At 44.1% G+C, this 11,660-nt stretch carries 12 protein-coding genes; 8 read left to right on the forward strand and 4 right to left on the reverse strand.

What is annotated here, in order from left to right; genetic code table 11:
• Window positions 1–467 precede the first annotated feature (467 nt).
• The 3 genes from ABDD94_RS13445 to ABDD94_RS13455 are packed head-to-tail and all read right to left on the reverse strand — an operon-like array spanning window position 468 to window position 3,636.
• On the reverse strand, window positions 468–1,190 hold the full coding sequence (locus ABDD94_RS13445; RefSeq protein ID WP_345952682.1) for a LytTR family DNA-binding domain-containing protein: 723 nt from the start codon (window positions 1,188–1,190) through the stop codon (window positions 468–470).
• Complete coding sequence (locus ABDD94_RS13450; RefSeq protein ID WP_345952683.1) at window positions 1,187–2,224, reverse strand: histidine kinase; 1,038 nt, start codon at window positions 2,222–2,224, stop codon at window positions 1,187–1,189. The genes ABDD94_RS13445 and ABDD94_RS13450 overlap by 4 nt, the downstream gene beginning before the upstream one ends.
• Window positions 2,221–3,636, reverse strand: a complete 1,416-nt coding sequence (locus tag ABDD94_RS13455; RefSeq protein WP_345952684.1) for an alpha/beta hydrolase — start codon at window positions 3,634–3,636, stop codon at window positions 2,221–2,223. Before ABDD94_RS13455 ends, ABDD94_RS13450 begins: the two co-directional genes overlap by 4 nt.
• Window positions 3,637–4,101: 465 nt before the next feature.
• Between ABDD94_RS13455 and ABDD94_RS13460 the strand changes: the two genes are divergently transcribed.
• The 8 genes from ABDD94_RS13460 (at window position 4,102) to ABDD94_RS13495 (ending at window position 10,562) form a co-directional block, all read left to right on the forward strand.
• Entirely contained in the window at window positions 4,102–5,115 is a 1,014-nt protein-coding gene (locus tag ABDD94_RS13460) for an SDR family NAD(P)-dependent oxidoreductase (RefSeq protein WP_345952685.1), read from the forward strand.
• Between the two features lie 24 nt (window positions 5,116–5,139).
• Window positions 5,140–5,967, forward strand: a complete 828-nt coding sequence (locus ABDD94_RS13465; RefSeq protein WP_345952686.1) for an AraC family transcriptional regulator — start codon at window positions 5,140–5,142, stop codon at window positions 5,965–5,967.
• Window positions 5,968–6,312: 345 nt separating this feature from the next.
• Window positions 6,313–7,044, forward strand: a complete 732-nt coding sequence (locus tag ABDD94_RS13470; RefSeq protein WP_345955987.1) for a TonB-dependent receptor — start codon at window positions 6,313–6,315, stop codon at window positions 7,042–7,044.
• A gap of 140 nt (window positions 7,045–7,184) precedes the next feature.
• On the forward strand, window positions 7,185–8,021 hold the full coding sequence (locus ABDD94_RS13475; protein WP_345952687.1) for an AraC family transcriptional regulator: 837 nt from the start codon (window positions 7,185–7,187) through the stop codon (window positions 8,019–8,021).
• A 73-nt stretch (window positions 8,022–8,094) separates the two neighbouring features.
• Window positions 8,095–8,634, forward strand: a complete 540-nt coding sequence (locus tag ABDD94_RS13480) for a YbhB/YbcL family Raf kinase inhibitor-like protein (protein WP_345952688.1) — start codon at window positions 8,095–8,097, stop codon at window positions 8,632–8,634.
• Window position 8,635: 1 nt separating this feature from the next.
• Complete coding sequence (locus tag ABDD94_RS13485) at window positions 8,636–9,556, forward strand: ketopantoate reductase C-terminal domain-containing protein (protein ID WP_345952689.1); 921 nt, start codon at window positions 8,636–8,638, stop codon at window positions 9,554–9,556.
• 84 nt (window positions 9,557–9,640) lie between these two features.
• Complete coding sequence (locus ABDD94_RS13490) at window positions 9,641–10,234, forward strand: DUF1572 domain-containing protein (RefSeq protein WP_345952690.1); 594 nt, start codon at window positions 9,641–9,643, stop codon at window positions 10,232–10,234.
• Window positions 10,212–10,562 (forward strand): nuclear transport factor 2 family protein, encoded by a 351-nt coding sequence (locus tag ABDD94_RS13495; RefSeq protein ID WP_345952691.1) that lies wholly within the window; start codon window positions 10,212–10,214, stop codon window positions 10,560–10,562. The genes ABDD94_RS13490 and ABDD94_RS13495 overlap by 23 nt, the downstream gene beginning before the upstream one ends.
• Window positions 10,563–10,681: 119 nt before the next feature.
• Here ABDD94_RS13495 and ABDD94_RS13500 read toward each other — a convergent pair whose 3' ends face one another.
• Window positions 10,682–11,599, reverse strand: a complete 918-nt coding sequence (locus ABDD94_RS13500; RefSeq protein WP_345952692.1) for a helix-turn-helix transcriptional regulator — start codon at window positions 11,597–11,599, stop codon at window positions 10,682–10,684.
• Between the last annotated feature and the right edge of the window lie 61 nt (window positions 11,600–11,660).

Raw genomic sequence — 11,660 nt, forward strand, 5'->3', positions numbered from 1 at the left:
TATGTTCCGTAAAAATGTTGTGGTTAAGTACGGTCGCCGGCAGATTTTGTTGATGAAAACGGATAGTTCATTATCGATAATAAAGATGATGTTTCCGACGCTATCTTTTTGTTACAAGGAAGATTATAGACCTGATACAGCAGAAACTATTATTGTACATGCCGGTTGAACGATGAACAAACGTCTTGAACACAGCCATGATACAGTATTGCTTTTACTGATATTGAAGTACAATTGCAAGCAACGAGCAGGTCGATCGAAGTCAGCAAATATTGAATGGCTTAATATCACAGACCCGCAGGTAAAAGCTCAATAACCATTTACGGATTAAAACCTGATGGGAAATTTTGGAGACTTACGCCATAAAATATTTCAGCGGATCTAAAGGAAAGCCATTCAAGGCTGTCTACTAATTTCTCAAAGTGAATTTTCTGCTAAGAGTTCATATTTCATTTCCGTGCAAAGCGTTAATTTTTATCCAGTTCAACCCTCTCCCTAAATTTAGCAACCTGTCTTCGTGACACCTCAGCTGTGGCCCCATCGCTGAGTGTCACCTTAAGCCGGTTGCCAAAGGTCCGGCCCACTTTCAAGATATGCTTCAGGTTGATGATTTGCTGACGGTTTATCCGCATGAATTGTTTCGGATCAAGGGTATCTTCGAGTTGCTGGAGCGACCGCAGCATAAGCGGGTTTTGATCATCGAAGAAAACCTGGACATAGTTTCCTTTTGATTCAAACAAACGTACATTACCTAGTGGCACCAGCCAGGTTTTGTGCTGATCCTTAATAAAGATGCGGTGCTGTAAGTCATCCCCTGCCGGAGAAGTGGTGTTGACGCCAAAATGCGTGCACGCTTTCCGTATAGCCCTTGCCAGTCGCTCCGGAACAATGGGCTTTAACAAATAATCAATAGCATGGTAATCATAAGACTGAAAAGCATAGTGCTCGAACGCAGTAGTGAAGATCACCGCCGGTAAATGTTCAAGCCTTTCGAGGATTTCGAAGCCGCTTGCGCCCGGCAGATGGATATCGAGAAAAACCAGGTCTGGCTTCACCAGCCGGATCAACTCTAAAGCTTTGTCGGCCGAATCAGCTTCCCCAACCAACAGGACATCATTATGCGCCCGCAGCAATTCTTTGATCTCTATACGGGCTAACCTTGAATCTTCTACAATGACTGCTTTAATCATTTTTGAATTTTTATAGTGACCACAACATTAGGTGGCAGCTCTTCAATGTGCAATGTTGCATTTTCTGCGTAGAGCAGCCGAAGCCGTTCTTTTATATTCTGCAAACCGATACCGAGATTTTCTTCCAACCGGTTTCTTTCGATCAGGGTACCCGTGTTTTTTATAACCAGTATAAGCTCATCATTTTCATGGCGAACATCAATCAGGATGTGGCCTCCCCTGCTTTGCAAAGCAATGCCATGTTTGATAGCGTTTTCAACTAATAATTGCAATATCATGGGAGGGATTGACTCTCCCAGGCAATCTTCATCTACTTGAATTTCATAGGTTAACCTTTCTTCGTACTGTATTTTAATCAGTTCAAGATACTGGGTAAGTATATTTACTTCTTCGGTTAAACTTATCTCCCGGCCGTCTGTGTGCTGAAGAGCATGTCTGAAAATCTCCGAAAACCGGGTGAGGGTTTGCCTGGCTAGGTGCGGATCTTCAAGGATCAGGGCCCGTATGTTGTTCAGCGCATTAAACAAAAAATGGGGATTAATCTGCGCCCTTAACGTTCCAAGCTGCGCTTGCCGCACTTCAGCCTCCAGTTGCCACTTCTCCACTTCCGTTGAATGATAACGCCTGATGAGGTAATAACCGAGATAAACCGAATCCCAGGCCAACATGATGCCCATCAGCGGAACAATCTGAAACAAGATCGGTGCTATGGCAATTGTCCTTTGCCCAAGGAAAGCCAGCATCATCAGGATGAGAATGAAGAGCCACCCTAATGCCTGCACAAAAGCCGATGCAAATAAAAAAGCAATCAGCTTGGGAGCATCTATCTCGAGGTTTGCTTTGCGTTTTTTAAAATATACACGGTAAAGGCTGGTTACCAGGAAACCGCCGGCACACATGCCAGCTAGGTTCAGATACAAATTTAAGTTACTGAACGACCCGCTGGAATACTGGACGAGCCAGTTTAAAAAACCTACGAGTAACCAGGAGGTAATTTGAACCGGCCAGAACCAGGATCGTTTGTGTTTGATCATTTCACTTGATTTATCCAGTCGCTCGCCTTGGTCAATGCAGACAGGTTAACTGTTTCATCGATCTGAGCATATTCGCTTCCGGCACCGGTGGTAGCCTGCTGCAAAAGATGATTTAAGCCGGCTAAAGGTACTATTTCAAAGTGTTTGTTCCCACCTTTTGTCAGCGCAGCTTTAATGCCGGCGAGATTTGCAGCACTTTGCACCTGCATATCCAGTGTCCCGTTGAGCGCCAGTACCGGGCAACGCAGTTTTTCCAGGTTGCTGGCTGGGCGGTAGGATATAAAATAGCGGAACCACGGCGCATATAGCTGGCTAGCTGTTCTTTTTACAATTTCTTCTATGCTTTGGCCACCAAGCGCATCTTTGGGTGTGGCCCGTAATTGTTGGTAGATCACCGTGTCCATTTTAATTTTGAACGCAGCATCAGGAAGATTCTTATATCGGTTCATCGCCGCAAATAATTTTGTATTGCTGGATATTGATTGTTTAATGACATTGTCGGGAGCGCTTGATAAGCGCATCTGGTCCTTGCTTTGTTGCACCATGAGCTCAGTGATGGGTACACCCGGCGCTGCCAGTAAAACCACAAATTTTACCACCGGATTGCGCGCTGCAACCATGGGCGCAATCATCCCCCCCTCGCTATGCCCCATTAAACCTATAGCGGTGCCTTTAAGGTCGGGCCTGGACTGCAAATAGGCAATGGCCGCTTCAACATCATCCGCAAAATCCGCGCTGGTAGCTAAATTAAACCTGCCGGTTGATTTCCCAATGCCCCTGTCATCGTATCGCAATACCGCGATACCTTTCCTGGTCAGCCAATCGCTCCAAACCAGGAAGGGACGATGATTAAACTGTGCTACTTCCTCATTGCGGTCCTGCGGACCGGAGCCACTGATGAGGATCACTACCTTTTTGGGCTTAGCGCCCGGGGGCAGGGTCAACGTTCCGGCTAGAACGTTTCCGGCTTTTTGATTTTTAAAAGTAACTTCTTCCTGGCGGTAAGGAAATAATTCAGGGTCCTGCGGACGCCTGGCAGGTGCGGCCTTATTGTCGACAGGCTTGCTTGTTGTTAATTCCAACGGAAAGCTTGATGCCCCTTGTGTGAAAGTGCCGGTTATCTTATTGCTATCTGCCTTAAACCGGCCGGTGTAACTCATTGCAAACTTAAGAGCTTCAATGGTGAGTTGGTTTTCAATTAGTGATGTTTTGTCGGTAGCTATCCCAGACGCTCCCTGATCTGGGCTATCCATTGTGGTTGAAAACCCGCCACCATTCTGCTTAATATGAAAGACCACATGAAGCGGCGAACCAGGTATTTTTAACGTACCGTACCAGGTGCCGGTAATGGTTTGCGCATGTGTAAACATTGCACCGAAAATTACGAGGCAGGTTGATAGTATTTTTTTCATTTATTTTAATATTTGAGCCAAATATGCTCGAATCGGGCGTCACCTGTTAGGGAATTATGTTGAACGGTCCGATAAAATGATGAGTGGTCGTATTTTTTAGGACAATATGTAATGGCAAGCCTGAATCTAGCTAGTTAAGCGCATGAGTACCGCTTCCATCCCAAACTGATCAATAGGTTTTGTTTGATAATCGGCCGTGTACTACGACCTATGCAACAGCAAAAGGCAAATTTTCTAAATTGTAGCTCATGAGCACGGTCATGTAGACACATAATATGATCGCTAAATATTTCATTGACGGGGTAAAGGAATAGAATACTTTTTTGATTGATGATTGCACTTTCTCTATTAAATTTCCGTAGTACTTAGTCATTTGACGCTCTCAACAAAGTAAATTGACCGTCTAAACAAAATCCGCCTTTTCCGATCCGCCTACATTTGTTCCATACATTTAATCATAATAAAATGGAAAAGAATAATTATCAGGGCTTATTACAGAAACCGATAGAATCGGGATTTAACGGAACAACGACAGCAAGCGAAGTGATCAATGGCATTGACCTTAACGGCAGGATAGCCATCGTAACAGGCGGCAATACAGGCATTGGTCTAGAAACGACAAGGGTACTTGCAGAAGCGGGCGCAACCGTGATCGTACCGGCAAGGGATACAGAAAAAGCCAGGAAAAATTTGCGTGGTATTCCAAATGTAGAAATAGAGGCAATGGATTTGATCAATCCTGATACCATCGACGCATTTGCTGAAAAATTCCTTGCTTCTGGCAGACTGCTGCACCTGCTTATTAATAACGCCGGAATAATGTGGGTGCCTTTACAAAGAGACAGCCGCGGCATTGAATCACAACTGGCGACAAATTATTTGGGACAATACCAACTTGTGGCAAGGCTATGGCCGGCGCTGAAGAAGGCCAATGGTGCAAGAGTAGTCAATGTATCTTCTTACGGTCACCAGATGGCCCCTTTCCATTTTGATGACCCTAATTTCGAGCACAGAGAATACCAGACACTTTTGGGGTACGGACAATCAAAAACAGCTAGCAATCTGTTTGCGCTTGAATTGGACAATCGCGCCAGATCATTCAATGTCAGAGCATATTCCCTGCATCCTGGTTCTATTGCAGGCACAGAACTGGCCAGGGATGCTGATATGGAATTATATAAGCAAATGGGCTTCTTTGACGAACTTGGCAACATGCGTCCTGAAATTCTGGCCAGATTAAAAACCATTCAGCAAGGTGCCGCCACTACGGTGTGGTGTGCTACCAGTCCTTTACTGGATAACATTGGTGGGGTGTATTGCGAGGACTGCGACATCGCCGAATTAGACCTCGGAAACTTCGGTCAAAATAATGGTTTAGGGACAAGAGGCGTGCAGCCTTACTCGCTGGATGAAAGCAATGCCAAGAGGCTTTGGGACCTCAGCCGTGAAATGACGGGCATCGACTTTAAGGTAATTTAATCTTGATTTGATAACTTTATCAAAATGGAACATATATCCAGATACCTTACCCAAGAGATTAAGCTTTCGTCATATGAAGACACGCTGTTTAAATCAGACCTGATGTTTGATGATCATATGCTCGTTTGGTTCATTTCCGGTGAAACAAAGATCATTCAATGGGACACCACCTTCTTTTTTAAGACTGGAGATATTTTTCTAATCCCGAGAAACCAGCTGGCAACCATCATCAATTATCCGAAAAACGGACAGCCGCATAAAACGGTGGTAATGCATCTTTCCACCGAACGGTTGAAGAAATTCTATGAACATGCCGACGTTAAAAAGGCGTCACAGCCTGAACAAAAGATATACAGCTTCAGTAACCATCCCTTATTGAAAAGCTGCCTCGCCTCGTTAATCCCTTATTTTGATGTGAAAGGTGCATTTCCTGAGAGCCTGGCCTCGTTAAAGATCACCGAAGCTATCAGCATCCTGCGGATGATAGATCCGGGGGTTGACAGCGTACTGGCCAATTTCGACGTGCCAGGCAAGGTTGACCTCATTAGTTTTATGCAGCGCAACTTCATGTTCAACATGTCGCTCGAAAAATTGGGCTATCTTACCGGGCGCAGCTTATCAACCTTTAACCGAGATTTCAAAAAGCTTTTTAACACAACACCGCAAAAATGGCTAACTGAAAAAAGGCTCGAGCTCGCGTACTATCATCTAACTGAAAAGAAGAGGAAACCTACCGAGGTTTATCTTGAAGTTGGCTTTGAAGATTTATCTCATTTTTCATTTATTTTCAAAAAGAAGTACGGCGTTCCACCCAATCAGCTGCTTTTAGGTGGTGACGGAACACGATCGTGATAACTTGAAAGAAGTCATGACGGATAATAGACGCCTGTTCCACTTTACGCCTTTTAATTAATTAAAACTACTTCCTTTCACAGTAGTGAAGTGCTACGCGTAGGTTTTTAAAAAGCTGGTAGTTTCCAGTTTTCGCTTAAAGTTCTCGGGCATGCTGCCGCATCAAGTAAATTTCTGTCACTACCGTCATAAGGGGTACACTATTAATTGCATTATTTGCATACTATCCACATCAGCACTGTTTGGGCAGAACGCTTCCGTTAAGGGCATTATGTTGGACGGGTTGACACCATAGGTAAGGGTAAGCTGGGAAGCGGTTACCCTACTAACTTTGAGCTGAACCACATACCTGAACGCGAACACTCGGAAACCCTTGAACAAGGTGACCCGGACCTGAAGCCAGAGTTTGTAGACCTGGCGGAATTGGGGCTAATCAGAACATTCACTAAAGGTTCATTCTTTACAACGCTGTATTATCAAAACATCAAAAATCCTATCCAGCGGGTAAACAGCGTATATGCCGATACCATTCTGAACCGTGTGCTTACTAATGCAGATCGGGCAAGATCTATCGGGTTGAAGATTGGAACCAATGTGCAACCGCTAAAATGGTGGAGCTTATACTTGGGCAGCAACGTTTATAATTATAAGATTAATGGTACGCTTAACATAGTTGGTGTAAGCTCTTACGTCTCCAATGCTAATTGGGTGTATTCTGTTAACGCCAACACTAACTTTAAGCTCGGTGCCGCCTGGAACCTGCAAGGTAATGTTAATTATCTATCGCGCAGGGCAACGGCCCAAGGTGAAGATTCACGGTTCTTGGTGCCCAATACGTCCCTTAAAAAAACGTTCCTAAACGGCCGTTTCGCTGCCACGCTTCAATGGCAGAATATGGATCTGGGCTGGAATACCTCAAACAAACAGCGCATCACCACCAGGAGACGCGACTTTTATACTACAACCAACTACATTTACGAAACGAACGTATTCCTGCTTAATTTCAGCTTGAATCTTAACAAATTTACCGGAAAAGCAAAGCTGCCGAACAGCGAATTTGGAGATAAGGAGTTTTAATCGTTTCACTTATGGAAGTTGCACTATAAGCGTAGCCAGTATTGTAGCTATTGTTGCATTAATTGGCTTACAAATCTAATGGTAATGACTGTTTTTATTATTTTGCCGTTCTAAGTAAAATCTTGTCTGTACGTAACCATATGGAAATTTTTCAGGTGCCTGACGTTACCATAAACCAACCGCAAATTACCGCTGGTGAGGTGCGATTTGTAGATTACAAGGATATGGGCGGTCCGTTCAGAAACCGTGTGCTTTTTAAGCAGTATGCCTTCAGTTTTGTCCAAAACGGGCAAAAGCAAATTTACCGTGCGGAGGGAAGCACCATTTTAAAATCAGGACAGGGAATGCTGATACCTGAAGGGCATTCTATTATAGCCGAACACAGCGATTCAAATGAACCCTATAACAGTATCATTATATTTTTTCCGGCCACGTTGGGTAAAGAGTTCATATCGTCCCGGCAACAAAAGAACAACCGCAAAACAAATCTTGTCCCTTACATACATTTTGACGTCGATAGTTATATTGATGAATATATACGAAGCCTGAAGGCACTGATTACCATAGGTCGAAAACTTTCTTCAGAATTAGGTAGTATTAAAGTCCACGAATTGCTGACCGCTTTATATGATCTTCATCCCGAACTGCTCACTTCCCTGTTTAATGATCAGCATAATTTGTCGCTAATGGACCTCATCGAACAAAACTTGTTCAAAGAACTTAGTATTGACGAACTTGCCTTCCTCGCAAACCGTAGTCTTTCATCCTTTAGGCGCGATTTCATAAAAACGTACGGCTTGCCGCCGCAGCAGTACATCCGTGATCGTAAATTGGAAATTGCAGGCAAGGAACTATTAAAAGGAAGATTAGCAAGCGAACTTTACCTGGACTATGGATACCAGCATTTATCTAACTTTACTACAGCATTCAAAAAGAAGTTTGGGGTTACACCATCGCATTACCGCAGCTCGTCGTAATCTGAACTTTTTGCAAAAAGCTTTGAACTTTTCGCAATAACCGGTCGGTACCATTAGCGCCGATATTTGAGCCATGAAAAAAATCATGGCTTTCATTTTCTCGGTTGCCATTTATAGCAGTCTTTTTGCACAAACATTTACACTGGCCAGTAAAGATCTTGGCGGGCAGTTCACAAACGAATTTGTGGCGGGCAATTTTGGTTGTAACGGTGCTAACCGTTCTCCGGAACTACACTGGTTCAACGCGCCGGCCGGAACCAAAAGCTTTGCCGTTACCATGTATGATCCCGACGCACCTACGGGCAGCGGGTTCTGGCATTGGGTGGTCATCAACATACCTGCTTCGGTTAACCAGTTAAAGCAAGGTGCCGGTAGCCCTGACCTGAAAGTATCCCCCACCGGTAGTCTGCAAAGCCAAAACGATACTGGTGCACCCGGTTACCAGGGCCCTTGTCCCGATGGTGATACACCACATCGGTATCTGATAACCGTTTATGCGTTAAACACCAATAAGCTGGCTGCACCATCAAATGCTACGGCTGCACTAACTGGCTTTATGTTAAATAAGGCGGCAATTGCAAAAGCATCGCTGATCATTTACTGTAAAAAATAGGATGGCCGGGCGTATACATATCGTAGGATCCGGTGCAATAGGTAAAGCACTTGCTGTATGCCTGCTGAACGCCGGGAAAGATGCCGTATTAATTAGAACCAGTGTAGACGGCGAGCCAGACAAAACGGAAACTATCAGATTGAACCTTCCTAATAACGGTAGATTGTTTGCCAATGTGACGATTAAAACGTTCAGTTCGCTTGATATGGCCCACGGCATCTTCATAGTGTGTAGTAAATCGTTCGTGAATGAAATGATCGCCCGAAAGCTGGCGAATTTCGCCCTGAATGCACCGGTGATCTTACTTCAAAACGGCCTGAACGTTGAACGTGCTTTCGTAAACAAAGGGTTTACCCAATTATATCGCTGTATATTAATGGTAACCAGCCAATTTGAAGGCGAGAGCGAACTACGCTTCCGGCCGGTAGCTGCTTGTCCGATAGGGATAGTTGCAGGCAACCAGGATCTTAGTGCTCATATCGTGGAGCGTCTGCATACATCGTGGTTTCCTTTTCGGTTCGAAGCTCAGATTAACAAGTTTGTTTGGCAAAAAGTCATCATTAACTGCATTTTTAATTCTGTTTGTCCTTTGCTGGAGACGGATAACGGTGTTTTTCATCGGGAGCCGGCGGCCATGCAGATAGCAGACCGCATCATTAAAGAGTGTATTGAAGTAAGTGCCCATTCAGGAATAGAACTCAAGATTGAAGAAGTGAGAGCGGCCTTTCTATTGGTAAGCCGCGCTGCTGACGGACAGATTATTTCAACTTTGCAGGATATCCGTAATAAACGGCCAACCGAAATAGAAAGTTTAAACGTGGAAGTTGCAGCCATTGCGCTTTCAGGTGGTCTTGAAAACAAGGTGAACATCACCCGCACGCTGGGTGAGCTCACAGCGCTTAAGTCAATTTTAAATCGCTGAAGCAACTTCGACAGTTCATCAGCACCTTTTTCACTTTAGCTATAGCCGTAAAAAAACTAAATTGCTTTTTTAAAATACTTATATATGAACAATGAATACCTGCAAAGCGCCATTAAGCAGTTTGAATATTACAAAATGCTTGGTGAAAAAACATTTGAGCAGTTGACCGATGATCAACTGTTTTGGCAGGCCAATGTGGAAAGTAACAGCATTGCTGTTATCGTTAAGCACCTATCGGGAAATATGCTAAGCCGGTGGACGGACCTTTTGACCACAGACGGTGAGAAACCGTGGCGCAATCGCGACGCAGAGTTTAACAATGACATGATATCACGAAGTGACATGCTGAATTGCTGGAACGAGGGGTGGCAAACGCTCCTGGATGCACTTTACGCATTACAACCCGGCGATCTGGAAAAAATTATTTACATCCGTAACCAGGGCCACTCCGTACTGGAAGCCATTAACCGGCAACTTGCACATTATCCATATCATATTGGTCAAATCGTTTTCATCGGAAAAAAGCTTGCCGGCCAATGGACTTCATTGTCGATACCAAGGGGTAAATCGGTAGGCTATAACACCGATAAATTCAGTAAGCCAAAAAGACGGCAACATTTTACAGACGAGATACTAAGCGATGGAAAGCAAAACGATGACACAGCAACAGGCAAATGAGTTTGCCAGGCAATGGATAGGCGCCTGGAACAGTCATAACATTGATCAGATCATGGAACACTATGCCGATGATGTTGAATTTTATTCTCCGATGATTATCCAGCTCGGTTTTGACAGCAACGGCAAGATCAATGGCAAATCCTTATTACAGCAATATTTCCAGATAGGTTTAACTGCCTACCCCAGCCTTAGCTTTCAACTCCACCATGTGCTTTGCGGTATTAATTCGCTCGTAATTCACTATCAAAGCGTAAATAAAAAGCTGGCGTCCGAATTAATGCAGTTAAATGAACAATCAAAAGCCGCCTGCGTAATGTGCCATTATTAAACCACTCACTGTTCGGTACAACGGTAAAAACACTTTTCATTAAAAACACTAATGTTCGTTTAAGCCAGCACCGGTAATTAAGTCGTTACAGAGTACCTTCGAACGAAAATCTTAAATGATTAATTAAAAGATGATCTGAACTGCAAAGGTGATACCAGTGTTTTTATCTTGAACAACCTGCTAAAAGATTGGGAATGCTCAAAGCCTAACTGAAAGGCCACTTCACTTACAGTGAGGTTGGTAGTAGTCAGCAATTCTTTTGACCGCTCGATCAACTTTTCATGAATATGCTGCTGTGCGTTCAAACCGGTGAGCGAACGGAGCATATCACTTAAATAGTTTGGCGTATAGTTTAACTGCTCAGCCAGTTGTTGTACAGTTGGCACACCGTGATTAACGGGCCCGCCTTCCTTGAAGTAAGTATCGAGTTTGTGTTCTACCTGCTGGAGCAGGTTGCTGGTGGCTGCCTGCCGCGTAAGGAACTGACGCTTGTAAAACCGCTTGGCATAGCTTAACAGCAACTCGATCTGCGCAATTACCACTTCATGGCTGTAATCATCTATGCGACTGTTCAGTTCTTCCTGAATGATTGTAAAGATTGCCGACACCGTAGTTCTTTCCTGCTCCGAGAGGTGCAGGGCTTCATTCGAGGAGTAAGAGAAGAATCCATATTGTTTAATCTTTGAGGCAAGCGGATAGCCCTGCAGAAAATCCTGATGTAAGATTAGTGAATAGCCCTCGTTTCCCTTGTAAATCGCCGTACTACCTACAACTTGATTAGGAGCAGTGAAAACCATGCTTCCTTCATCAAAGTCATAATAGCCCTGTCCATACCTGAATTTACCGCCTAACTTATTTACAAAAGAAATCTTGTAAAGCGTAGTTACGTAGCTTACTGGCAGCCGGCTCAGGTTAATCTGCTCTTCCCTGGTATCTAGCAGAGTAATTAAGGGATGAGCCGGTCCCGGAATGTCGAGCATACGGTGTATCTCAGTGATCGATTTCAGTTTAACAACTTTTGATGTGTTGTTTTTCATGCTGTAAGATAATAAAATACGACCGGAGCCTATTTCAGCTACCGGTCATATTTAAAGTAGA

Origin of the sequence: Mucilaginibacter sp. PAMB04168, from assembly GCF_039634365.2 — a bacterium.
Lineage (GTDB): Bacteria > Bacteroidota > Bacteroidia > Sphingobacteriales > Sphingobacteriaceae > Mucilaginibacter.

Coding starts and splice junctions, on each gene's coding strand:
- ABDD94_RS13445 (WP_345952682.1), bottom strand. CDS start 1,190: ATGATTAAAGCAGTCATTGTAGAAGATTCAAGGTTAGCCCGTATAGAG.
- ABDD94_RS13490 (WP_345952690.1), top strand. CDS start 9,641: ATGAACAATGAATACCTGCAAAGCGCCATTAAGCAGTTTGAATATTAC.
- ABDD94_RS13475 (WP_345952687.1), top strand. CDS start 7,185: ATGGAAATTTTTCAGGTGCCTGACGTTACCATAAACCAACCGCAAATT.
- ABDD94_RS13500 (WP_345952692.1), bottom strand. CDS start 11,599: ATGAAAAACAACACATCAAAAGTTGTTAAACTGAAATCGATCACTGAG.
- ABDD94_RS13455 (WP_345952684.1), bottom strand. CDS start 3,636: ATGAAAAAAATACTATCAACCTGCCTCGTAATTTTCGGTGCAATGTTT.
- ABDD94_RS13480 (WP_345952688.1), top strand. CDS start 8,095: ATGAAAAAAATCATGGCTTTCATTTTCTCGGTTGCCATTTATAGCAGT.
- ABDD94_RS13495 (WP_345952691.1), top strand. CDS start 10,212: ATGACACAGCAACAGGCAAATGAGTTTGCCAGGCAATGGATAGGCGCC.
- ABDD94_RS13485 (WP_345952689.1), top strand. CDS start 8,636: ATGGCCGGGCGTATACATATCGTAGGATCCGGTGCAATAGGTAAAGCA.
- ABDD94_RS13460 (WP_345952685.1), top strand. CDS start 4,102: ATGGAAAAGAATAATTATCAGGGCTTATTACAGAAACCGATAGAATCG.
- ABDD94_RS13465 (WP_345952686.1), top strand. CDS start 5,140: ATGGAACATATATCCAGATACCTTACCCAAGAGATTAAGCTTTCGTCA.
- ABDD94_RS13450 (WP_345952683.1), bottom strand. CDS start 2,224: ATGATCAAACACAAACGATCCTGGTTCTGGCCGGTTCAAATTACCTCC.